20 protein-coding genes are annotated in these 24,867 nt (G+C 48.2%); 14 read left to right on the top strand and 6 right to left on the bottom strand.

Translation table 11 applies throughout. The annotated features are described in order from the left end of the window. Positions 1 to 42 precede the first annotated feature (42 nt). Positions 43 to 603 carry a GerMN domain-containing protein gene (locus tag MKY66_RS01810; protein ID WP_076216594.1) on the bottom strand — a complete coding sequence of 187 codons (561 nt, stop codon included), beginning with the start codon at positions 601 to 603 and terminating at the stop codon, positions 43 to 45. 34 nt (positions 604 to 637) lie between these two features. After that, positions 638 to 2,050: an N-acetylmuramoyl-L-alanine amidase family protein gene (locus MKY66_RS01815; protein WP_076216593.1), complete on the bottom strand. Its 1,413-nt coding sequence runs from the start codon at positions 2,048 to 2,050 to the stop codon at positions 638 to 640. Between the two features lie 283 nt (positions 2,051 to 2,333). Here MKY66_RS01815 and MKY66_RS01820 point away from each other — a divergent pair, with 283 nt between their 5' ends. Both MKY66_RS01820 and MKY66_RS01825 read left to right on the top strand, forming a co-directional pair. After that, positions 2,334 to 3,563 (top strand): anhydro-N-acetylmuramic acid kinase, encoded by a 1,230-nt coding sequence (locus MKY66_RS01820; protein ID WP_076216591.1) that lies wholly within the window; start codon positions 2,334 to 2,336, stop codon positions 3,561 to 3,563. Positions 3,564 to 3,688: 125 nt separating this feature from the next. Then, entirely contained in the window at positions 3,689 to 4,528 is an 840-nt protein-coding gene (locus MKY66_RS01825) for a MurR/RpiR family transcriptional regulator (RefSeq protein ID WP_036616797.1), read from the top strand. A 155-nt stretch (positions 4,529 to 4,683) separates the two neighbouring features. Here MKY66_RS01825 and murQ read toward each other — a convergent pair whose 3' ends face one another. Then, entirely contained in the window at positions 4,684 to 5,589 is a 906-nt protein-coding gene (gene murQ, locus MKY66_RS01830; RefSeq protein WP_076216589.1) for an N-acetylmuramic acid 6-phosphate etherase, read from the bottom strand. A 22-nt stretch (positions 5,590 to 5,611) separates the two neighbouring features. Next, complete coding sequence (locus tag MKY66_RS01835; protein ID WP_076216587.1) at positions 5,612 to 6,574, bottom strand: BadF/BadG/BcrA/BcrD ATPase family protein; 963 nt, start codon at positions 6,572 to 6,574, stop codon at positions 5,612 to 5,614. A 356-nt stretch (positions 6,575 to 6,930) separates the two neighbouring features. On the opposite strand from MKY66_RS01835, the gene MKY66_RS01840 reads away from it, so the two are divergent. From MKY66_RS01840 to nagZ, 7 genes are all read left to right on the top strand, one after another. Then, a complete protein-coding gene (locus MKY66_RS01840; RefSeq protein WP_076216585.1) occupies positions 6,931 to 8,283 on the top strand; it encodes an extracellular solute-binding protein in 1,353 nt (450 codons plus the stop codon). 55 nt (positions 8,284 to 8,338) lie between these two features. Beyond that, a complete protein-coding gene (locus MKY66_RS01845; RefSeq protein ID WP_076216583.1) occupies positions 8,339 to 9,262 on the top strand; it encodes a sugar ABC transporter permease in 924 nt (307 codons plus the stop codon). A gap of 64 nt (positions 9,263 to 9,326) precedes the next feature. Beyond that, positions 9,327 to 10,160, top strand: coding sequence for a carbohydrate ABC transporter permease (locus MKY66_RS01850; RefSeq protein ID WP_017691096.1), 834 nt, complete (start codon positions 9,327 to 9,329; stop codon positions 10,158 to 10,160). A gap of 139 nt (positions 10,161 to 10,299) precedes the next feature. Beyond that, the gene (ugpC, locus tag MKY66_RS01855; RefSeq protein WP_047840436.1) at positions 10,300 to 11,409 is read left to right on the top strand and encodes a sn-glycerol-3-phosphate ABC transporter ATP-binding protein UgpC; all 1,110 of its coding nucleotides are present in this window, start codon (positions 10,300 to 10,302) and stop codon (positions 11,407 to 11,409) included. Between the two features lie 48 nt (positions 11,410 to 11,457). After that, a complete protein-coding gene (locus MKY66_RS01860) occupies positions 11,458 to 12,168 on the top strand; it encodes a hypothetical protein (RefSeq protein ID WP_076216581.1) in 711 nt (236 codons plus the stop codon). Next, positions 12,168 to 13,364 (top strand): DUF1343 domain-containing protein, encoded by a 1,197-nt coding sequence (locus MKY66_RS01865; RefSeq protein WP_076216579.1) that lies wholly within the window; start codon positions 12,168 to 12,170, stop codon positions 13,362 to 13,364. The genes MKY66_RS01860 and MKY66_RS01865 overlap by 1 nt, the downstream gene beginning before the upstream one ends. A 31-nt stretch (positions 13,365 to 13,395) precedes the next feature. Continuing rightward, positions 13,396 to 15,114: a beta-N-acetylhexosaminidase gene (nagZ, locus tag MKY66_RS01870; RefSeq protein ID WP_076216577.1), complete on the top strand. Its 1,719-nt coding sequence runs from the start codon at positions 13,396 to 13,398 to the stop codon at positions 15,112 to 15,114. A 168-nt stretch (positions 15,115 to 15,282) separates the two neighbouring features. Here the strand turns inward: nagZ and MKY66_RS01875 are convergent, their stop codons facing one another. Next, positions 15,283 to 16,683 carry a serine hydrolase gene (locus tag MKY66_RS01875; RefSeq protein ID WP_076216575.1) on the bottom strand — a complete coding sequence of 467 codons (1,401 nt, stop codon included), beginning with the start codon at positions 16,681 to 16,683 and terminating at the stop codon, positions 15,283 to 15,285. A 268-nt stretch (positions 16,684 to 16,951) separates the two neighbouring features. Here MKY66_RS01875 and MKY66_RS01880 point away from each other — a divergent pair, with 268 nt between their 5' ends. Both MKY66_RS01880 and MKY66_RS01885 read left to right on the top strand, forming a co-directional pair. Continuing rightward, positions 16,952 to 18,925 (top strand): methyl-accepting chemotaxis protein, encoded by a 1,974-nt coding sequence (locus MKY66_RS01880; RefSeq protein ID WP_076216573.1) that lies wholly within the window; start codon positions 16,952 to 16,954, stop codon positions 18,923 to 18,925. 277 nt (positions 18,926 to 19,202) lie between these two features. Next, positions 19,203 to 20,399, top strand: coding sequence for a DUF2087 domain-containing protein (locus MKY66_RS01885; protein WP_076216571.1), 1,197 nt, complete (start codon positions 19,203 to 19,205; stop codon positions 20,397 to 20,399). A 108-nt stretch (positions 20,400 to 20,507) separates the two neighbouring features. Here the strand turns inward: MKY66_RS01885 and MKY66_RS01890 are convergent, their stop codons facing one another. Continuing rightward, positions 20,508 to 22,508, bottom strand: a complete 2,001-nt coding sequence (locus tag MKY66_RS01890; RefSeq protein WP_076216569.1) for a methyl-accepting chemotaxis protein — start codon at positions 22,506 to 22,508, stop codon at positions 20,508 to 20,510. A gap of 446 nt (positions 22,509 to 22,954) precedes the next feature. Between MKY66_RS01890 and MKY66_RS01895 the strand changes: the two genes are divergently transcribed. The 3 genes from MKY66_RS01895 (at position 22,955) to MKY66_RS01905 (ending at position 24,769) form a co-directional block, all read left to right on the top strand. Further along, the gene (locus MKY66_RS01895) at positions 22,955 to 23,659 is read left to right on the top strand and encodes an AzlC family ABC transporter permease (protein WP_076216614.1); all 705 of its coding nucleotides are present in this window, start codon (positions 22,955 to 22,957) and stop codon (positions 23,657 to 23,659) included. Then, positions 23,650 to 23,979 carry an AzlD domain-containing protein gene (locus tag MKY66_RS01900; protein WP_047840428.1) on the top strand — a complete coding sequence of 110 codons (330 nt, stop codon included), beginning with the start codon at positions 23,650 to 23,652 and terminating at the stop codon, positions 23,977 to 23,979. Before MKY66_RS01895 ends, MKY66_RS01900 begins: the two co-directional genes overlap by 10 nt. A 133-nt stretch (positions 23,980 to 24,112) precedes the next feature. Continuing rightward, entirely contained in the window at positions 24,113 to 24,769 is a 657-nt protein-coding gene (locus MKY66_RS01905) for an SGNH/GDSL hydrolase family protein (protein ID WP_076216567.1), read from the top strand. Positions 24,770 to 24,867 lie beyond the last annotated feature (98 nt).

Here is a 24,867-nt window from a genome sequence, read left to right on the forward strand (position 1 = left end):
AACGTCCCTGAGGACGTTCTTTTTCCATTGTTGTCTGATCATTTAGGGTTCGCGATGAATGGGGTGCTCCAGTTCGGCATGACCCATCAAACTATCAACGGCTTCACCATCCACCAGTATATCCAGGCTGTTCACTTCATCAAATTGAAACATCGTTGTTGTTAAAGCTTCCAATGCGAGCAATTCTCCGCTGGTACCGAGATTGGCTTCAGCGGGGATATGAACATCCAAAGTCACTGTACCCTCAGCATATTGGATAGAGAGCAATTCCACCTGCTCCCAGAGGGAAACAAGCTTTGAATCGTTGTTCGTTTGCAACGCTACAAATGTTTTTTCATATTTTTCGGAGTCATCCTTGTACTCAATTTCCTGCTCTGTTTTCTCTAGCTCAAGTACCTGAGAGTCTGCCAAATATACATCGACAACTTGTGTATTCATTGTGCCCAGATCCAACTCCGTTTCGGATGGGTTTGGTGCCTGCACCTGTCCTCCCTGAACAGCAGGTTCATTCGAACCGGATTGGCTCACTGGCTTCTGGGCACATCCAACTCCGATAAGGATCAAGCATGATAATATAAGTGCCCAACCTAGCTTCTTATTCAAAGAAACACTTCCTTTATCTGATTTATTTGATGATTTACAGGCCCAAATACTCCTTGATTCCATCGGCTATCGCTTGAGCGGCTTTCGTCTGAACAACTTCGGACGACATCAGTTCTTCGTCGAGTACATTACTCAAGAATCCCACTTCCAAAAGCACTGCAGGCATGGTCGTGTCTCGGATTACTTCCAAGTTGCCATTTTTCACACCACGATCTCTGAGACCCATGGCTTCCACCAAACGTTGATGAATGATAGTGGCTAATTCTTTGCTATTACTGCGTTGATAGTAGTATGTCTCCGTACCTGTGGCTTGGGGGGCAGACTTCACACTATTGCCGTGGATAGATACGAATACATCCGCATTTAATTGATTGGCGAGTTGAACACGCTCAGGGCGAGTTGGATAAGTATCACCTTCACGAGTCATCACCAATTCGATATTGGGTTCATTGAGCAACAGGGCTTGTACTTTGTGAGCTAATGCCAGATTGTATTCCTTCTCGGGTTTGTTCGTGATGCTAATCGTCCCTGGATCACTGCCACCGTGTCCTGGATCGATGACCACAACCTTGCGTCCTGAGTCGCCTACTGGAGTGACTGGAGCAGGTGTGACATTGTCACCCGCAACATTCAGATCAATAATCAGTTTGTCGGCAATCACATTGTGGCTGTACTGGACATCCTTCACATTATTCAATTCTACAACAATTCGAACTTGCGCCGGATCTCGTTTGAAAAGCGAATATCTCACTTCCGTTACATTGGGATAACCACTCACATCCAGCTTGCCATTGAACCCTTGATCCAGCGGTTGGGAGATATCACCAAAGGTGGCTCCGGGCAAGTCCACAACCAAACGATCAGGGTATTTGAGGGTTGTTACTACCGGCTGAACGGCCCCATCGGTGGATAAAACGAGCTGATTGTTGGCAAATTGGATATCGGTAACCTGAGCGGTAGAGCTTGAATCCCCTTTTCCAGAACTGTTGCCTGGTTCGATAGCAGGTCCCTTGCTGGTGTTTGTTAAGTATACGATCTTGTCTTGATTGTTCCATCTTACCTTAAGCCCCATTTGTTCACTGACAAATCGAATGGGAACCACCAGCGTTTTATTCAAAATCTGCGGTGCTGTGTTCAAAGTGACTTGTTTGTCAGCAACCATGGCTTGCTTTTGATCGACGGTTAGGGAGATCGTCTGTTGATCTTGCTGAATTTTTACAGTGCGTGCTTGTTGGTTCCAATCGACTTTGAATTTCAAATTTTCGGCAACGACACGAATCGGGATCATCACGTTTTTATTGATAATCGTCACCTGTACATCACTTGGGAGGACTAATTCCTCTCCATCCATAAAGATTTTCGACGTGCTTGCAGCGGCATTTCCCTGATTAGGGAGCAAAACGAGTAAGAATAGACTCAAAAACAGTAGTAAAATGGTTTTCTTCATTATCCACCTCGACTAGTATTAGATCTATATCTAACTTTCCAAAATATCCCTACATAATATAAACGGTAAAAATGTAAAAATGTTTCTCTTCTGATATCTAATTATCAATTGATGGATGAAAACATGATGTGTGATCGCAAATGGGGTGAATCTCTCTCTTTTTATTTTTAATGATGTAATTAAATTTCATATAATGTTTGACTTGTGAAATTTAATATCATATACTGGGTGAAATTATGGCAGGATGACGTGTTCATCGAGTCTTGCAGGAGGTTGGAAGTGGATGAATACAGGCAGCTATCCGATGTGGGAGAAGTATCGTTTGAAGCAGGAGCATCTGGTCATCGGACTAATGTCAGGAACGTCACTTGATGGAACAGATGCGGCACTAGTGCGTATTCAAACCGATATGAGCGGGGCATTACAGCAGATCGAGCTGGTTGATTTTGTCTGTGTGCCTTATTCGAATGGATTGAGAGACGTACTGATCCGGTTATGTTCACCGGGGACGGCGCGTGTCGACGAGCTGACAGCCGCGCATTTTGGTATATCGGAGTGGTATGCGCATAGTGTTACGGAACTGATGCAGTCTGCCGGTATTTCAACGCAGCAGGTGGATGTGATCAGCATGCATGGACAGACGGTATGGCATGCTCCTGTAGCATCTGCATTTCCAGGGCCAACGGGAGCAAGTATTGATGTGGTATCGACATTGCAGATCGGTGAATGTGCTGTCGTTCGAGAACGGACTGGACTGCCAGTGATTGGAAACTTGCGAGCAAGGGATATGGCGGCTGGTGGGGAAGGTGCCCCGCTTACGCCTTATGCGGATGCTCTGATGTTCCGAAGCCCGACGGAAGGGCGGCTGGTGCAGAATATCGGTGGCATTGGCAATGTGACGGTGCTTCCCTCCGAGTCATCTACCGAAGGTATTTCGGCATTTGATACGGGACCGGGTAATATGGTGATGGACGCCATTGTGCGTCAGGCAACGGATGGGCGGCAGCATTATGATCCGAATGGAAGTATTGCCGCACAGGGGAAGGTCGATCAGGGTCTGGTAGACCTGTGTTTGGAGGATGAGTATTTCAAAAGACTTCCACCGAAAAGTACCGGGCGAGAAGTATATGGAGCCGCGTATGCAGTGAGACTGATGGAGATGGCCGCAAAGCGTTCCTTATCTCTTGAAGATACGCTGGCTACTGCCACCTGTCTGACCGCGGAAACTATCGTGCGTGCAGTGAAGGATTTTATCCTGCCCAAGGTGCAAATATCGGCCATGCTCGCGTGCGGTGGTGGCACTTCCAATGCCACGTTAATGGAGATGATCCGTCAGAGACTACCTGAGGATATCCGTTTAGAACGAACAGCAGATTATGGCATACCCGATGATGCTCGGGAAGCCATTGGATTTGCTCTACTTGGCCATGAGGCACTTATGGGAAGAACCAATACACTCCCGGCAGTAACCGGCGCGAAACACGCCGTAATCTCAGGCAATCTCACACTCTAGTGAGTTATGACTTTAATTGGAGTTCAGTTATGGAAGGGCGAGGAATTCGATTAGACGCGAGTGGAATTATAAGATAAAATGCTTGTACATGAATGCAGTACGGAAAGGAGGAGCGAATGGAAGGCATGAAAGGTGGACTTGTACGTTTACGCGCATTAATGGATGACTTGACCCCGTCCGAACGGAAGATCGGAGCTTATATTCTCGATCACCCGCAAGAAACTGTTCAATCCTCGGTGGCCCAGTTGTCTGAACGGAGTGGAGGCAGCCCAGCTGCCATTATCCGTCTCTGCAAATCACTGGGTGTAACGGGTTTTCAGGAGCTGAAGCTGAAGATTGCCGGAGATTTGCAGACGAGTGAGCCATATCAATATACGGAGATTCGTCCCCAGGACTCCATGGAGAGCATTATTCAGCATGTGTCCGCAAACAATATTCAGTCGGTGAAGGATACGGTTCATATTCTGGACCCACGTCTGGTGGAAAAAGCCGTGGACGTGCTTCATCAGGCAAACCGGATCTTTTTCTATGGAGTAGGGGCCTCCAATCTGATTGCGCTGGATGCACATTACAAGTTCATGCGAATCAATCGCACAAGCTTTTCGTTCGCCGATCCGCATATGCAGATTTCGTCCGCAACGACGCTTCGTGAAGATGATGCGGTGGTATGTATCTCGTATTCAGGGGAGACGTCGAACGTAATCTCCTGTCTCAAGCATGCTCATGATGGTGGTGCAGCGACAATCAGCATTACCAAGTGGGGCAGCAATACACTCAGTAGTATGGCAGATGTGCCCCTGATGATTACTTCCACCGAAAGTGATATTCGAAGCGGAGCAACTTCGTCACGGATTGCACAACTGAACGTGATCGATATTTTGTATCTGGCGATTGCCAGTCGGGATTACAACCAGTCGGTGGAGTATTTGGAGAAGAGCCGACAGGCTATTCTGGAGCACAAGTGAAGTAGAACCATATGAATCCCTTTCTGTTTATGCAGGAGGGGATTTTTTGACGGATTATATCCGCTTTTAGTATAAAAAAATAAAAAAAAGAGCCCAGACTAATGGACTAATGTCGGGCTCCTCCCTTTCAACCTCTAATAATACCCCTGTACGGCTCAGGAAGGCCCCGCAATGGCGCTGCGGACAAATCCGTCAGCCAGATCAAGCCTGTGTTGGGCTTCCGTTGCGTCCACACCTGCCATCAGCATGACGATTGCCGTTTTTACATGACCGTCTGCACCGGTAAAAGCCTCTTCAATATCCGCTTCATTTGCTCCGGTTGCCAGATGGATCATGCGTTTGGCCCGATGGACAAGCTTCTCATTCGAAGGGTTCAGATCAACCATGAAATTACGGTAAACCTTGCCCAGACGAATCATGGCGGTAGTGGTGAGCATGTTCAAAATCATTTTCTGTGCGCTGCCTGCCTTCATACGTGTTGAACCCATGACAACCTCTGGGCCGACAACAGCCTCAATGCTCACATCAGCCAACAGGGTCATCGGCGTGCCTGCATTATTGCTCAGGCTGATCACCGTAGCCCCGATCTCCTTGGCGTGCCTCATCGCACCCAGCACATACGGCGTTCGTCCACTGGCTGCAATGCCAACCACAACATCGTTTTTGTCTAAGCCATGTTCATCAAGGTCCGCAGCTCCCAACTCCTCATTATCTTCAGCACCTTCAACCGGGTCCTTCACTGCCCGGAATCCCCCTGCAATTATACCCTGCACCATGGATGGCGGGGTTCCGTAGGTAGGCGGGCATTCCGAAGCGTCAAGTATTCCTAATCGTCCACTGGTACCTGCGCCTACATAAAATAGCCTCCCACCAGACTGAAACGCCTTCAAGATCCGATCCGCAGCTTGGGCAATGACCGGAATGAGGGGCTGAATGAGCTCCGCAATCCGTTGATCTTCCTTATTAATGAGCTCCATAATTTCTACCGAAGGCAATTCATCTATATGATCCGATAGTGGATTGGGTTGTTCTGTTAGTAGTGAATTCAGCATGTGATTCATCCGTATGGCCTCCTTCTCTATTTTAAAATGATTCATTCAAGGAACGGCGTTTTCTTGCCAGTTGTGCTGCGCCAACCGCTGGAGCGGGGGCATCTTCACGATATACAAAGTCCAACTCTCCATAATATCCTGATAACTTCTGAATAAATGTATTTCGGAAAAGTGCAGCGTATCGAAACAGTGATCCGGACAGGACAACCGGAGTGGATGCAAATTCGGGATGACGGGCAACCAGCGCCTTAGCGGTATCCGCCAATTGTGAGGCTTCGTCGATGATCAGTGCCCGGGCGGCCTCATCTCCGAGTTCAGCTGCTTCTATAGCTAAGCGGGCGATGGATGCGGTCTCGGTTTTGCCCCAATCCGTCTGATACACCCGCGTCTTTAGCTCTGATATATCCCGAAGGTTCAGATTCTTTAGAAGAAGCGGGGTTAAACGGGTGGGAGGAAGAATACCGTCATAACTCTGCATAACCACTTGGAGTGCACGCTGCCCAATACGATAGCCGCTCCCCTCATCTCCGAGCAGATGACCCCAGCCTCCTGCACGGTATCGCTCGCCTTCCCGCGTAAATCCGTACACGATGGACCCTGTTCCAGAGATACACAATACACCGTGAGTATGTCCGAGAGAGGCCATCAGAGCAATCTCTCCTTCGGATACAACCCAGACGGGACAAGCTTCTGATGCCTGTTGATTGCGGCTCTTCATATAGTTACTTACTGCTTTGGCTATAAGTTGCCGTTCTTGGATCGTATCTACACCTGACATCCCAAGGCATATACCCTCACAATTTGTCGATAAATCACTTATTAGATTAAATAGCTGTTCCAGCACTCGTTGCAGTTCGGAAAGGGCTTGTTCAGTTGATACGCTGTGAGGATTCGTGGGACCGCCGCTGAGTCGGGCAAGAATTTCACCAGATTCAGAAATGATTGCTGCATCAGTATTGGTACCGCCTCCATCTACGCCTACATATACTCGCAAAGTGGCTCACCTCGCTTGCTTGGGTTTTCTTTTTACATAGTATAGTGGCATGAAAAGAAAAAGTAAAATTAAATTTTATAATAAAAAATAATGTTGAATTTTTATTTTACAACTCATATAATGAATTCAATCTACAATTTTGGAAGGAATTAATACTGTTAATGTCAATTAAGTTGACGTTAATATTGCATTTAAGAGATTTAGCCTGCGACTGGCAGGCCCAATCTACAGGGGAGGTGCTTTTCCTTACTGCCGCGTGTATAGGTGGATTGCGTTTGAAGGCCGAATGATCACAAAGGGGTAGCATGGTTAGGCAATGAAAGAATCGGATGATGACATGCTAAGGAGATGAAGGGATGAAAAAGAAGGGTCTGGTATGGGCAATGTTGTTGATGATGGTCTGGGTTACAGCTTGTGGGAATAGCGGAGGTGCTGCTTCGGATGACCCGAATGCCGATGATACGGTAACGGTATGGACCTATCCTGTACATGGCACATATGAAGATGAACTGAAGGATCTAATCTCTGATTTCAATAAAGAACACCCGAACATTACCGTGAAGACGGAAATGCTCTCCTGGGCGGAAGGGCCCAAAAAATTCGATGTCGCTTTGAACGCGGGCAACCCGCCGGATCTTTACTTTCATAGTGTAGACGGCACATATGTGAATACGGGATTGGCACTTGAGCTGGACAACTACCTGACACCTGAGATCAAGGACGACTACCTGCCGGGTACGCTTGATTTAGGCCAGATTCAGGGGAAACAGTACGGACTGCCGTTGTATCAATTCCAATGGGCATGGGGTGGTAACAAACGCATTCTGGAGGAAGCAGGCATTGATTGGAAGTCCATTCAGCAAAATGGCTGGACCTGGTCCGAATTCAACGATGCTGCTGCCAAGCTAACCAAAACGCTGGATGGCGGGGCCAAGCAATATGCACTGGTTACCGACGGAACCTCGCTTGACTTCATTGAAATGCTGTCCCGGAACAATGGGATGATTGATGTTCTTGATAAAGACGGCACGTTCCAATGGAATGATGGGCGCATTCTGGATACTCTCTCTTTTATCAAAAACCTGATGGATCAAGGGTATATGCCGAAGGAAACGGCGGCTCTCGCTCCAGCGAAACGGACGGATATGTTCTACGCGGGGGAAACGGCGATTATCTCCAAAGCGATTCCTTATTATGATGTGATGATTCAGAACCGCAACAAGGACATCGATGATGGCAAGGTGCAGGGAGAGAAGATTGATTTTGTCCTGTTGCCTGTACCGCATAATGATGATCAACCTGCAGCAACAACGATGGGCGGCGAAGGGTATGTAGCCTTCAAACAGAAAAAGGACAAGGGCGAACAGCATGCCAAAAATACGTTCCTGGTGATGGAGGCGCTTAGTGGTGCCAAAGCAGGGAACTCGGCCAATGAACTGGCGCTTCCATTCGTAAGACAGTCCCAGGTCGAACTGTTTAAAGGAAAAGAACTTGGTCAACCGGATAATCTGGCTGCTGCAAAAGTCATGGCAGAGAATATTGCGATGCCGGTTGTACTGGAACTGGATATCGACAAAGCATCCCAGCAAAAACAATTCAAGGAACAGGTTGTGAAGCCAAACATCCAGGCGCTGTTCTCGGGAGAAAAATCACCAGAGCAGATCGCAGAAGACTTCAAGAGCAAAGGCCAGCAGATGTTTGGACAATAACTCGGACAATCAAACATAACGCAAAACCACACTGATTAGGAGAGGAGGATTCGCCATGCAGACCGCCCTTGCGCCAAAACCGTCAGTGCCCCGGACTTCCCGGGTTGCCCGGTTTTGGCGAGACTACGGGTGGGCGTATTTGTTTATTTTGGCGCCTGTCCTGCTGTTTCTCATTTTTACACTGTATCCTGTTCTGACGGCTCTTGTGATGAGCTTCCAGAAATACAACATTATGAACTCAACGTGGGTAGGGTTGGATAACTACGAGCGACTGGTGAAGGATGAGACGTTCTGGAAGTCGATTAAAAATACAGTCATCTTCACCGTAGGCACAGTCCCGGTCAATATTCTCATTACATTTGTACTGTCCTATTTCATCTATCAGATGAAAAGTAAATGGCAGACATTTTTCAAAGCTACCATGTATCTGCCTGCGGTAGCCTCCGGGGTGACCATCTCCATTGTATGGCTGGCGATCTTTGACCCGACGGATTCAGGACTGCTTAACCGCTTCATCGGCTTGTTCGGCTTGGATCCGGTGATCTGGCTGGGCCAGTCGGGAACGGCACTCTTTTCTCTCATTCTGATGAACTGGCTTGGATCGCACGGAGCGGGCATTATTCTGTATCTGGCAGCCATGGGTGGTATTCCGAAATCGCTGTACGAAGCGGCGGATATTGATCATGCCAGCGGCTGGACCCAGTTCAGCAAGATTACATGGCCGCTGCTCAAACCAACGACGCTGTATCTGCTCGTCACGGGTGTCATTACATCCTTCCAGGTGTTTATCTCGGTATATCTGATGACACAGGGTGGACCAAACTTTGCGACAACTACAATCGCTTATCTGATCTATGAGACGGCATTCAAGTTCTATGAGTTCGGATTGGCTTCGGCTCAGTCGTTTGTACTGGCGATTATCATCATTGTCATCTCCGTCATACAGTTCAAATATTTCTCCAGCGATATTGAGTATTAGAGGTAGTTCAAAACACGGACTATTAGGGCACGTTGCATTAAGCATCCGGGGGTGAATGAAATCCATGAAATCAACACAGAAAAAGATACTGCTCGTTGTTGCATCCATTCTGCTGGTGGTCTGGGCGCTGGTGACGGTCATTCCGATGTATTGGATGCTCGTTGGTTCGGTGCAGGATAGTGCGATGTCGGCTTCGTTTAAACCACAGATGATTCCGGAGCAGTTGTCGTTATCACCATATGAGCGCTTTTTTGCCAAAACCGATGCCTGGCGCTGGCTGTACAATTCGCTGCTCATCTCGATCATTCTGACCGTAACAAATGTATTCTTCGCCTCCCTGGCGGGATATGCGTTCGCCAAACTGAAGTTTCCGGGTAGTCAGGCGGTATTCTGGACGTTGCTTGGGACCATGATGATTCCGGCGCAGGTGACGCTGATTCCTTTGTACATTCTGATGGTCAACGTGTTTGACCTGGGAGATACGTATACGGCCATTATTCTGCCTGCTGCCGTAAGCGTAGGGAATATATTCCTGATGAAGCAGTTCATGTCTACGCTGCCCACATCGCTGATCCATGCGGCTCGTATTGATGCATGCAGTGAGTTCGGCATCTTCTGGAAAGTCATTCTGCCGATGGCAAAGCCGGGAATCGCGGTGCTGGCGATATTCACGTTTGTGGCTTCGTGGAACGAATTCTTCTGGCCGTTCCTCATTACCAATTCCAACGAGATGCGTACCATTCAGGTGGGGTTGGCCTCGTTTGTATTTGCCGAATCAACCGACTTCGGCGCAATGATGGCGGGGGCAACAATAGGTGCGCTGCCCATGATCATTCTGTTTTTCTCACTTCAGCGTTATTTCCTACAGGGCATTACGATCGGTGCAGTAAAAGGTTAATTCCAATATATGTTCAACTAAACATTTACACCATAACAGCGATCGGAAGGTTGTTCTGTCATCGGAGTGCCAGTGTAAGGATTCGTTAGTTGAACTTATATAGTTCAGGACAAGCGACAACGTAAAGGGGGATCTACCTATGGCACGCGTGGAGTTTCGCCAAGTGCGCAAAGAATTCAAAGACGATCATAAAGGAACGTTCACGGCTGTGGCCGGCTCGGACTTTGTTATAGAAGATAAGGAATTCGTAGTGTTTGTGGGTCCTTCGGGCTGTGGCAAGACAACGTCACTGCGGATGATTGCCGGACTTGAAAAGCAAACAAGCGGTGATATTGTGATCGGTGACCGGCTAGTTAACGATCTGCATCCGAAGGATCGGGATATCGCGATGGTGTTTCAGGATTATGCACTCTATCCGCATATGACCATCCGTGAGAATCTTTCCTTTGGCCTGAAAAACCTGAAAAAGCCAAAGTCCTATATTGATGAACAGGTGCAGAATGCGGCCTCCATTCTTGGACTGGAAGCGATGCTGGAGCGCAAACCACGCGAGCTGTCTGGTGGTCAGCGCCAGCGTGTTGCAGTGGGACGGGCGATCGTCCGTGATCCGCAGGTGTTTTTATTCGACGAACCACTGTCCAATCTGGATGCCAAGTTGCGGGTACAGATGCGGGTGGAGTTGGGTGAGCTGCATAAACGTCTCGGTGCCACGATTGTGTACGTGACGCATGATCAGGTAGAAGCCATGACACTTGGGGAACGCATCGTGGTCATGAATCATGGAGATATTCAGCAGGTGGCTTCACCGAAAGAACTGTATGCGAGTCCGCGGAATATGTTTGTTGCCGGATTTATCGGTTCTCCGGCGATGAACTTCATTGATGCCCGGATTGAAGGCACGCAGGTTGTCGTGGACGGTGCATCATTCACCTTGCCAGCAGATGTACTCGCTCGTCTTCAGAGTCATCAAGGTAAGCCGGTGATTATGGGTCTGCGTCCAGAGCATATTTTTGGTGACGATGTTGCTCCGAATATCCCGACAGACCACATGCTGCAGGCGCGAGTTCAGGTTGTAGAACATCTGGGCTCCGAAAATTTGGTGTATTTCCATTCCGGTGCTCGTACTGTTACGGCCAAGGTTCACCCGGAAACACATGCTTATGTAGGTATGGACAAAAATTTTGTACTGGACCTGCGTAAGGCACACTTTTTCGATCCAGAGACGGAGCTTGCGATTGGACGGGAGTAAAAGACGAGGCCTGGTGAAGAAGGAACGGTGAGAAAGGGGAGAATAAAAATGCGTAAGCTGAGTGAAGTATTGATCAAGTCGGGCGCGGAAATCTATAGGGATATTATTTCGGTGGCCTTGTACAGTTTCGTTAGCTCTACCGTATTGGTTCCCATTCTGATGTTTGCTCCGCTGCCGATCGCGGTGCTGCTTCTTGCCTTGATATATATGCCCATCCTGTTCGGGGTCTGTTATGCCATACATCACAGATTGGAACGTAAGGAACGACGCAATGGACTTAAGGATGTTTGGGTCGGAACATTGAAGGGGATAATCCCGGGAGGCTCGGTGGGTGTGCTTTTCGCGGTGCTTGGCTTCATTCTATGGTCAACCTGGTGGTATTACGGTGGACAGGGTGGAATTACAGGTACAGCAGTGGGTGTATTCCAGACTTTCTTTGTTCTCATGGCGCTGATGTCACAGTTCTATACTTGGCAGCTTGTTTTACAAAAAAACATGGGCATCGTTCAGGCGATGGGGGAAAGTGTAAAGCTGTTCTTCCGTCACCCGGGGTACACGATGGGCGCTTATTTTCAGGCCATGTGCTTAACTGCTTTGCTAATGCTGACTGTCGTTGGTTTCGGAGCGCTGTTTGGAGGTATGTTTGCCATCTATCAGCATAAGGTTGCTCTTAATGTGCTGGAGCCTGAAGAAGAGCCTGTCGTAACAGGCGGTAATGATCACCAGCATACAGGCTGGGTCAGCCAGGGGAATGTGTGATGGGTCAGTTGAATGGGACTGAGCAGATCCCGGCTGTAAAAACGGGAGTTGATCTTCTGTCCGGAGGGCTATCGCATCCGTGGATAACGGGTAATCGAATCGGTCTAATTACAAACCCGACTGGTATTACAGCGGATTTTGTATCGACAATAGATGTGTGCGTCGGACTGGCTAATACCGAGTTTACAGCGCTCTATGCCTGTGAGCACGGACTGAGTGGAGAGCTTCAGGCGGGTGTCAGATTCGGAGACATGCTTCATCCACGTCTGGACATTCCGGTGTTCAGCCTGTATGGAGATTACAAGAAACCTACGCCTGCAATGCTGGCTGGAGTGGATACGGTGCTGTTCGACATTCAGGATGTGGGTATCCGTTATTACACGTATGCCTCAACCTTGTTTCATATGATGGATGCCTGTGCTGGAGCAGGCAAACGGATGCTGATTCTGGACCGTCCCAATCCGCTGGGTGGAAACGTTGTGGAAGGCGGTGTGCTGAACGCGGGGTATGAATCACTCGTTGGCGCTTGGCGTGTACCTGTACGTACCGGATTGACGATAGGTGAACTCGCCCTGATGGTCAACAGCGAGATGGATGTACCTTGCGAATTGGACGTGGTTACCATGGAAGGATGGCAGCGCTCCATGGAGTTTGCGGATTGTGGTCTTCCCTGGATGTTACCCTCTCCCAATATGCCCACGCTGGACAGTGTGCGGGTATATGCGGGTACGTGCCTGTTCGAAGGCACTAATGTATCGGAGGGCAGGGGCACGACTCGCCCATTCGAGTGGATTGGAGCCCCCTGGATTGAGGGTGAGCGTTTGGCGGAACGATTTCGGGAATACAAGCTGGAAGGTGTGCATGTGCATCCAGTGTACATGTCGCCAACATTCTCCAAACATGCAGGTGAGCTGTGTGGTGGTGTAAGGATTTTTGTAACGGACAGCAGGAAATTTCGGGCGGTAGAGACAGGGTTGGTGCTTTTGCATGAACTGGTGTCACTCTATCCCGAGCAATTCTGCTGGCTGGAGCCGCCAGAGCCAGGTTCGAGGTACTTTATCGACCTGCTGGCAGGGGGGAAGGTAGTCAGGGAAACCATTCATGACCGTGTTGAATTCATTCGTTTAATCGAATCGTGGAATGTACAGGCAGCGGAATGGAAGGAGCGGCGAAAGCCGTTTTTGTTATATCAATGAATGGATGTTTGTTATCGGAGGGAGGTAAGAAATGAGTGGGCCAAAAGAGTTATACCAGTCGAAGCTGAAAAAGATGACCTTGCGTGAGAAAATCGGGCAAATGCTGCTTTGTGGCTTTCATGGCACCGAAGCTGCTGGCGATGTGGAACCCTTTCTCCGAAAGTATCCAATCGGTGGCGTGATCTATTTTGCGCGCAACGTTGAGTCGCCAGAGCAGGTAGAGCGGTTATCGTCAGGGCTACAGCAGATTGCCAAAAGCAGCGGTAATGTGCCGCTCTGGATATCCATTGATCAGGAGGGCGGCATGGTTGCTCGAATTACCGAAGGGATAACCTTGATGCCTGGACCAATGGCAATTGCCGCTGCCGGTTCCATTGACGATGCATATCAGGCGGCATATATCAGTGGGTTGGAGCTGAAGTCCATGGGCATTAACATGAACTTTGCTCCGGTATTGGATGTGAACAATAACGCGGCCAATCCGGTCATCGGTGTACGCTCATTCGGCGAATCTCCACAATCCGTTGCAGAATATGGAGCCAGAACCATTGCGGGAATACAGGACGCTGGGATTGCAGCGACAGCCAAGCACTTCCCGGGGCATGGGGATACGGATACCGATTCCCATCTGGACCTCCCAATCATCACTCATGATCGTGAACGGGTAGAGCGCCTGGAGTTGATTCCATTCCGAGCCGCTATCGCCGAAGGTGTCGATGCCATGATGTCGGCGCATATTTATTTTCCTGCACTGGAGCCAGAGCGTCTGCCCGTAACGCTATCACAAACCGTATTAAGCGGTCTGCTTCGCCAGGAACTGGGTTATCAGGGCATGATCGTGACAGATTGCATGGAGATGGATGCTATTGCCGTGAACTATGGCACTGTCGATGCTGCCGTAATGGCGGTAGAGGCCGGGGCAGATCTGGTGTTAATTAGCCATACGGCTAAGCTTCAAGCAGAAGCATTTGAAGCATTGTTAGCAGCTGTGAGGAGTGGGCGGATTAGCGAGAGACGTATCGATGAGTCGGTGAATCGCTTGCTGATGTACAAGGCGAAGCGTGGTTTGTTGGAGAGTGGAATGGGCGGTGCAGATGAGGATGAAGTGTATGGTGTAGTATTGAATGCATCATTGCCAAAGGCATCAAACGCTCCTGCTCTATCCAATGGGTTGGAGCGCAACAGTTCATTACACCAAGAGGTTGCCCGCCGTATTAGCGAGAACAGTATCACACTGGTGCGCGATCAGCTGAATATGCTGCCATTGAAGCCGGAACGCACGCTGGTCATAACGGTTGCCACGTCCGTGACAACAATTGCTGACGAACAGCTGACTCAGACGTTCACCTTGGGCTCAGCTTTATCCGACTATGGTCTGGATGTTGTCGATCTGACGGTCACGCCCGAGGAAGTTGCCATTCGTTCCGCCCGTCTGCTTCAGGCAGCGGAAGCAGATGACATTCGGCAGATTGTGGTGGGAACCTACAATGCGGGAAGTCCCTCCGGCGATCCGCAGTGCAGGCTGATTGGTTGGATACAGCAATTGGGTAAACCACTGGCTGTTGTGGCATTGCGAAGCCCCTATGATCTGCTGGCGCTCCCGGATGCCGAGGTCTATGTAGCGGCTTACGAGAGCCGGCCACTTGCCATGGATAGCGTCGCTCAGGCGCTGATGGGGCGCATTCCTTTTGCGGGGAAACTTCCTGTAACATTAAAGCAGACAGATGATGAAAGAGCGGATGTCTCCTAGGCAGTGATAAGAATATGAGTAAATCTGCCTTTTGCAGGATGGAGAAGAGATGGATTGTGGGTTGAGCGAAACGGAAGTGTGAGTCGTTAAAATGAAAACATATATAGAGCAAAGAGACGATCCTTTAAAGGACCGTCTCTTTGCTCATTATAAGCTATTAATTATAGATTATTGCAATTGCAGGGCTTTGGCTGTCTGTGCCTCAACTTCATCCAAAAGTGAAGTCATGTCCATACCTGCGTGGTTGCCGAGCAGGATAATCGTGATATCATCGGACAGATTACGTGAAAAGGCTGTGGCAAACCCGCCGCCACTACCGTTATGAAAGACGGTACGCTTTGCGCCATTCTCTTTGAGAATCCAGGCGTAGCCATAGTTTTTATCAGAATAAGGCTCATACATCTGTTCAATCGTATCCTGGCTTAGAATCTGGTCTGTATAGAGCGCACGATCCCATTTCAGCATATCGTCCACCGTGGAATAGATGGTTCCTGATCCGGATTGAGACACATAGTAAGGCGCAGTTACCCATGCGTTATCTTCTTGAACAAAACCACTAATCGTGTGTACTTTACGGGAAGCCTCTCCCGAATTCTTCATACCAAGTGGCTTCAGTATCGTCTGCTGCACGTAGTCGGCATAACTCATGCCAGATACCTGTTCAACGACGTATGCAAGCAAAACATAACCGCTGTTGCTGTACAGATAGGCACTCCCCGGTTCAAACTTCAGCGTTTTGTGACGAATCTCTTCTACAGTCTCTTCCATAGAAGTTCCTTCACCCCGACCAAATGCGGATGGCAGACCTGAAGTCTGGGATAACAGCATATGCAGCGTGATCTGATCTCCTTTCGGTATACCGGAGATATACTTGGAGATTGGATCTTGCACATTAATCTTACCATCCTCAACCAGGCTCAGAATGGACGCGGCCGTGAAGGATTTGCTCAGCGATGCGATTCGGGTCTTCTGATCCGGGCGATTCAGCGTCTGTTCATCGGCAAGTCCGTAGCCTTGCTTTAGAAGTACTTCACCATCGCGGGCGATCAGAGCCATACCTGGATAGTTGATCTCGCGCAGATACGTATCCACGCTGGCAACCTCGCTGTTCAGTAGGCTGACTTGATCGGTTACCATATTTACGCTCATCTGACCTGTAGCTGTGCGCTGGACCTTGATGTCTGCCTTGATTGCATTAGCCATGGCCCGGACAGGTACCATCAACGTACCGTTAACGGTACGTGAATTCACACCTGTAGCTAGATCGACCTTGTTTACTTTAATGGAATTGCTGCCAGCCTGATGGACCAGCTTGTCTCTGCCAACGGTAATGGTAGCCGTCTTGGTGCGATTATCCCATTTCAACGTGCCTTTAACCGATGTGACCACATCCCGCAGTGGAACAAAGGTTGAACCTTTGATGATAAGTGGTGCGTTCTTCCAGGATTGTTGCTCACCATTCACTTCAATGTGAACTGCTTGCGTCGCCTGTGCTGCGGATGCCGTGATACCGGTTTGTCCCAGAATCGGGCCTGCGCACAGGATGAGCGCTAACAGAATGCGGAACATGGATGAATATACCGTGGAAATACGTTGTCTTTCATGTGACTTGCGTAAGATTTGAATCCTCTCCTTCCAATCGTTTCATGAATAGCCAGCTTATGAGCATTGTAAACGATCTCGCGTAGAGGGTCAAAACGATGAAGCGGATATAATCCATATCATCTGATCAGATCATTTAAATTAAATTTGTACTAATTTAGTATCTATACATAATATTTTTACAGCGATTGTCCGATAAAAGGATGGGTGAAGATTATGATGGGGGATAGTTAAAATGAAGAAAAGGATTCGAAATTGGTTTTCTTTAACCGTAAAAAAACGCCTGATTGCTGCATTGCTCCTGTTCCTGATAGTACCGAGCATTACCGTGGGATGGTTGTCTTATCAAAAAGCTGCTGACCAGGTTAAAATGGAAATTATTCGTTCCGCACAGGCCAAAACAGAAATGCTTAGTCTGCAGATAAATCAAATGCTCGATATGGAGAAGGATAACGCAGCGCAGATGGCTGCGGGTATTACTTCAAACGATATTATTACTAAATCCCCTGCACTGCAAAGGCAGATGGATCGGATGTCTCAGAATCATAAGGAACTGGGTGTACTTACCGCAGGTTCCGAAGATGGTAGCTGGATGAAGTCCCCTGAATCCGAGGAACAGAATTATGATCCTCGAGAACGTTCATGGTATAAGATGGGCATGTCCCAGGATGAACCGGTAATCTCGGATACGTTCCAGTCGGCTTCGACGGGCGAATGGGTTGTGACCGCAGCGGTCAAGCTGGCTGACGGCAAAGGGGTATTCGGAGCCAATGTCAGTCTCAATCATCTGAAAGAATCCGTTGATCAGATTCGCATCGGTAAAGAGGGAAAACTGTACATGCTGGATAACGGGGGTAAATTCCTGTTCCACTACAATATTGATTCCGGCACACAGTCGGATGAAAGCTACATTAATGAGATGTATACGAAGGAAAGTGGAACGGTGAAGTATACATATGATGGTCGCGAAGTGGAAGCTGTGTATTTCACTAATCCGGTGACGGGTTGGAAAATTGTTGGTGAGATGGTTCCTTCGGAAGCAACGGAAGCTGTAATGCCAATTTTGATCCGTTCAATTACGATTGTGGCATCTGCATTGGTTATTGGGTTGATTTTGCTTGTATTCATTATCCGCAGCATTCACCGTCCATTGCTGCAATTAACGCAGGCAGCATCCCAAGTTAGCGCAGGGGATCTAACAGTACGTGTAGGTTTGCAGCGTAAGGATGAGTTCGGACAGCTTGGAGAAAGCTTCGATATGATGACGACTTCACTACGTAGTGTGCTTGGAGAAGTACATGATACGTCCAGCCAGCTGGCGGCATCTTCTGAAGAACTGATGGCAAGTTCCGAGCAGACATCCAAAGCCACAGAACAGGTGGCCGAACTGATGCAGGATGCAGCTGCGGGAACAACTTTGCAGAACAATAGTCTTGCTGCTACAGGTCAACTCGTGGGCGAAATGTCCATTGGAGTTAAAGAGATCTCATCAAGTGCTGAAGACACCGCTCGTATCGCTCTGGATGCTTCCACCAAGTCGGAAGCGGGTATGGTTACCGTGGAAGAAGCGGTTACCCATATTCAACAGGTGAATGATGAGAGCAAAGCCATGTCTGTGGTCATTGAGGATTTGCGCGCGAAAAATGAAGAGATTCTTGTGATTGTGGCCGAGATTACGGCCATTGCCAAGCAGACGAACATTCTTGCTTTGAATGCATCCATTGAAGCTTCAAGAGCTGGAGAGCAAGGGCGCGGATTCGCGGTTGTAGCCAACGAAGTGAAGACACTGGCTCACAGTTCAGGCGCCTCAGCTGAGCGGATTAATGAGCTTATGCATGAGATGCAGGAGAAAACCAATGCGGTGCAATCCACCTTTGCCCGTACGGGAGAAGGTATGGTGAAGAGTTCGCAGATGGTTACAGAAGCGGGCGAAGCATTCCACAACATTCGGACTGCGGTACAGTTGGTGGCTGCACAAGCTGGAGAAGTATCCACGGCTTCCCGTCAAATTGATGGTGGCATGAGTCATGTCAACAAGGCAGTAAGTGATACAATGGTTCTGTCGGACAGAATTGCCTCTGGAACGGAAGATGGATCAGCGGCGGCTCAAGAGCAGTTGGCTACAATGGAAGAGGTTGCAGCTTCTTCGGCAGCATTGTCACGTATGGCTGAAGATCTGCAAAGCATGATTGAACGGTTTAAGTTGTAACAGAGATTGAAATGAGAGACAATGATTGAGGATAAATGCTTATGGAAGGTGCTGAAATGCCCTTTCTGCGATGAGACTGCAGGGTTGCGACCCTGCGGTCTTTTTTCTGTTGAACAAGGGGCATCCTTTATGTCTTTAAACACAGCATTCTTTTCCGTTATATTGACATATAACAAACAAAACTATATTATATCTATAAATTAACAAACAAAAATATTATTTGTTTTATTAATATACAATTGGAATGACCATGACAATGATAAAAAGGAGCTTTTACATGAAATCATCGGAATCCTGGTTGCAAACAGCTTCATTGGAAGAGATCAAGCGTGGTTATATGGAGGAGGGTCCCGCCTATATATGTGTCTGCTGCGGATACAGGACGGAAGCGGGGATTATCTACCCTGAAGAAGGAGTGCTCTATGAGGCAGCCCGTTATATGCGAGTGCACATTGAGAAGGTTCATGGATCGGTATTTGAATATTTGCTGGAGCTGGATAAAAGCGTAACCGGATTGTCCGATGTCCAGCGTGGATTACTGGCCCAGTTTCATGAAGGAAAGAAGGATGCTGAAGTACAGAAGGCCCTTGGTATCGGGAGTGCTTCCACGATCCGGAATCATCGATTTGTATTGAAGGAGAAGGAACGGCAGGCCAAGATATTCCTGGCATTAATGGAACTTCTCAAAAGTAAGGATACACAGGCTCCAGCCGAATGGGTGTCGCCGGTGACAAGGCATGAACATACGATCCATCCGAACTCATTTGATATTACAGAACAGGATCGGGAGAAGGTGCTAAACAAGTATTTTCCAGAGGGTACCGGTGGTCGGCTGACGACGTTTCATATGCAGCAAAAGCATAAATATATTGTGCTCATCGAAATTGCCAAACGATTCGAGACAGTGCGCAAATATTCCGAGAAACAGGTCAATGAGCTGCTGAAGGAAGTTCATGATGATTACGTAGAAATACGGAGGTATCTCGTCGACTATGGTTTGCTGGAACGTGAGCCAGACGGCAGTCAGTATTGGCTGGGAAGCCGCGGAGATCAACAGAGCACCGAAGTTGGAAAACCGGAGCGCAAAGAAAAGGGGGAGCAGGAGAAGATGAATCGTCGCAAAGAATTGCAGGAACAGGCCAAAGAAGTTAAAACGGAAGCGGGCGTCTACCAGATTCGGAATGAACGTAACGGCAAAGTTTATATCGACAGCACACTTAACCTGAAAACCATTAACGGACAACGGTTTATGTTACAGATGGGTAGCCATCTGAATCGAAGATTGCAGGCTGAATGGAATGAATATGGAGAGAATGCGTTTGTGATCGAGGTGTTGGAGACATTGAAACAAGACGATAACCCGTATTACGATTCCAAAGATGCACTCGCCAAATGTCTGAATCGCTGGTTTGAACAGTTAGAGCCCTACGGAGATCAAGGGTACCACGGAGATAAAAAGCAATCTGCTGAATAGGAGAGTCATTTCCCTTCTAAAATGCCTGACCTTTTATAACCCAAAGCCCCTTTGCCAATATGATGGCAAAGGGGCTTTTGGTGTGTACAGATTACTTGTTATATAAGATTACAGCTTGAATTGTTCCACCAGCTTCTGCAGCTTGTGAGCCAGATGGGCAAGGGAATCAGCAGAGGATGATATCTCCTGCATGGAAGCCACTTGCTCCTCCGTAGCAGCAGAGATGTTCTCCGTTCCATCTGCATTGGTTTCCGATATGGCATGGATCTGATCAATGGATTGCACCACTTCAGCTGTACTGGCAGACATCTGTTGTGAGGCAGCTGCAATGTTCTCAAGCTGATGATTGACGACCCCAACAGCCTCACTAATCTGGGCAAAAGCTTCATCTGCAAACTGAACGGCACGAATGCCGTTGCTTACATCCTGTTGCCCGATCTGTACATTGTGATTGGCCATTGAAATCTCCTGTTGAATCGCTCCAACCATCTCTACAATCTTCTGGCCGGACAGGCTCGATTGTTCCGCCAGCTTGCGGACTTCGCTGGCAACAACGGAGAAGCCGCGTCCATGCTCACCTGCACGTGCTGCTTCTATAGAAGCATTGAGAGCAAGCAAATTGGTCTGTGCAGCGATATCTGTAATGACAGATACCATCTCACCAATGGATGTGGAATGCTGTTCAAGTCGTCCGGCAGTATCTGCCATACCTTGCACAAAGCGACTGACGCAACTCATCTCGGATACGGCCGTCTGCATGGTCGCATTCCCTTTATCCGCGAGCTCACTTGCTTGCATGGCAGCTTCGGATACTTGCTGTGTGCTGTTCGTTACCTGTCCCACACCTCCAGCAAGCTCATTCATCTGTAGTGCCGTATGTTTCAGGCTGCTTGTTTGTTTCTCAAGTCCAGCTGCGGACTCTTCCGTGATCAGGGCGACTTGCTCAGTTGCTTTGGTTGTCTCCGATGAGTTGACTGCCAATTGTGTGGATGAGGCGGTTAACTCGTCAGCCGTGTGTCGCACGTCCTGAATAACGGTTCGCAGGGATTCGCTCATCTTATTGAAGCTGGTGCTCAGCTTGCCGAATTCATCCTGTCCTAATACAGCAACCTCGATGGTCAGATTACCATTACTAATTTCGTCAGATGCCTTCACTAAGCGATTCAGTGGTTTGGTGATTGATTGCACAATCCAGAAAATAATGACGGAGCTTACCGCAATTGCAATCGCTACAACGATAAGTGTGGTGTATAGGATCGGACGGACAGATGCCGTCACTTCCCCACTGTCGATGACACCAACCACGGTCCAGCCCGTCGTTTCATTGGTGGAGAAAAAGGCGTGTTCCTGGTTTCCATTTAGTGTATAGGTCAGACTTCCATTTTTCTGTGCAAAAATATCTTTATAGGGTGCCATGGTTCCTTCGGTCCCCGGTTTCTCGGTAGGATGTACAATGATTTTGTTGGCATTATCAATGATATAGACATAACCCTTCTCGCCGATCTTCGTGGAATTAACGGTCTGGGAAAGGGCTTCAAGCGACAGGCTGACAGAGACGACACCATGGCCATCCGCTGAGGTCTGAGCTACCGAAGCAACAACATTGCCGGTATTGCTTGATATGTAGGGGGTGATTACGGTAGGGACATCTTTGTTCTGTGTAGCAGCCTGATACCACGGGCGTTCGCGCGGGTCATATCCTTCTTTGTTCACCGCAGTTACAGGGGAGTTAATATACACGCCCTGATCGGTACCGATGGAGGCAAGTTCCACGTCATCATGGGTTTCCTTATACGCGTCGAGCAAGGTACGGATGGTCTCCGTTTCATCACCCTGATTGGGTCCGACATTGCCTGCATCCAGCTGACTTGCCAGGAAATCAACATTTTTGCGTGTTGCACCAATAATCTGGTCAATGGTCTGGTTGAGTACAGTAACACTGCTGATCGCGTTCTCATACATTTTCTCTTCAACCTTGGCATCGGCTGTTTGGAACGAGATAATGCCCAGACTGATTGTTGGAATGAGTAGCACGATGGCAAATGACAAAATCAGTTTCTCTCTCATCTGCATCGTTCTTTTGGCCCCTTGTTTACGAATTTTTTTCATACACATTCCCCCTCTGTGTAACCCATCCCCATGTCTAGTGGACAAGTCCATCTGGTAAAAGATATTTCATTCCATCCTTTCCAGAAGTTTCTGGTGCTATCGTATGACAAATTTCGCGTTTATTCAACATAATTTATGAGTTTCGCGAAAATATTTTTCGATTTTGTAGGTATTTAGGATTAGATCTGTTCTATAAAAAGTAATCTGTCTCTCCCTTAGTGCACATCTTGTGGTATATTTCTGAATTAATGTGAAGTGAATTTTGCAAAATGTGAAATCCATAAGGCATGTACCTGGTCATGTTGAATACACAAAGAAGTTGTTTTCATGAAGAGTGGACCTGGATGGATCTACATCCATATATATCGGTTTATGGGGACTGAAATTGGAGAGGGGTTGTAAGGAAGTTGGACCAAAGTACACTACAGATATCTGGACAGGAGAACATGGAAGAGGTCCAGGATCAGGCTACATTCATGCAGGGGGTCAAAGATTGTATCCCAACCCTGCTTGGTTATTTAAGTATTGGCTTTGCGGCGGGTGTCATTGAAATGACCGCAGGTCTGAGTCTGGCGGAAACAGCACTGCTCAGCCTGATTTTATATGCAGGATCGGCTCAGTTCATTGCAGCAGGCATGCTCGCATCGAATGGATCAGCAGTAGCCATCATGTTCACCATATTTTTTGTGAATCTTCGCCATTTGCTGCTCAGTGCGGCTGTATCACCGTATTTTCGGCATCTGACCCCGCTTAAAAATATGTGGATTGGTTCACTGCTTACCGATGAGTCTTTCGGCGTGGCGATGACACGTGCGATTGGCAGGGAAAGGCTTAGTGAACGCTGGATGCACGGTCTGAATATTACCGCGTACCTGAACTGGTTCGTAGCCAATATGGCGGGAGCGTACTTTGGACGCTGGATCACCAACCCGGAACGACTGGGTCTGGATTATGCCCTGCCAGCGATGTTTATTGGACTGGTTGTACTCCAGTTGGTGCATCGCAAAAACAAAAAAAAACACATTAATGTGGCTATTATCGCCGTGGTCTGTGTAATCTTCGCCAGCATGGCTTCACTTGGCAGCATGAGTGTCATTGTGGCTGCGGTCATTGCGGCAACGATGGGAGTGTTCATGGAACGATGGAAGTAAGATGGGATGTATTCTGGATTATTATGGGTTCGGCGCTGTTAACTTTTATCCCGCGTGTACTGCCACTGATGCTGTTCAGCAAGATACAGATTCCGATGTGGTTATTACGCTGGCTGGAGTATGTACCCGTAGCAGTCATGGCAGCGCTGATTGGTCAGGAACTGTTCATGTCGGGCAACCAGTTAGTTCCAATTACGCACAATGCAGCTCTGTGGGCCTCCCTGCCTACGATTGCAGTAGCTATCTGGACACGCAGTCTGCTTGGAACCGTATTGGTCGGTATTGTGGCTATGATGATACTGCGATATTGGATCGGATAATTGCTAGGAGAGTCATAAGATGGCGAAACTCAGTGATGAAAACGCTATTTTCTATTGTGACCGAAAGGGATAAAATGGAGACTGAGGTGTTCAGTGTTTCCATTTTGCACAAGAGGAAGGAACGATTTCAATCATGAGTACAAGTCCATCCGTTATATTGTTTCAGGGAGACTCGATTACAGATGGGGGAAGATCACGTAATGATGATCCAAATCATTTTCTCGGACACGGGTATGCGTATCTGATCTCCAGCAAACTGGGTATGGAACTGGCGGGCAAGCAAAAGACCTTCTATAACAGAGGCATCAGCGGGGATCGGGCATCGGACCTGTACGCACGCTGGAATGAGGATACCATTAGTCTAAAACCGGACCTGATCAGCATCCTGATTGGGGTTAATGATGCCTGGCGCACGATGAATGGTGAACCTAGCGGGGTAACGGATCGTTTCGGACGGGCGTATCGCCATTTGCTCGAAGAAACTCGGGAAGTAATGCCGGATACGGGGCTGATTTTGATGGAGCCGTTTATTCTGAGAACTGGAGCGACTGCGGAGAAATGGGAAGCCTGGGAAGAGTATATCGGTCAATATCAGAAACTGGCCCAAGGTCTTGCTGAAGAATTCGGAGCGGTGTGGGTGCCATTGCAGCAAACGTTCAATGATGCTCTGAAGCAGGCGGATGCAGCCTACTGGTTGTGGGATGGCGTACATCCAACCGCAGCAGGTCATGAGCTGATTGCACGCCAATGGTTGTCTGTTGTACAGAATTCTTCGCTTGCGATTGTGTAACGACAACAACAGCGGACAGTTGCGGTATGGGCAGCAGCATTAAAGATATTCAGGATTAGTTGAGGACATAAGATAGTTAAGAAGATGAGATAGCCATA

Source organism: Paenibacillus sp. FSL R5-0766 (assembly GCF_037971845.1).
Lineage (GTDB): Bacteria > Bacillota > Bacilli > Paenibacillales > Paenibacillaceae > Paenibacillus.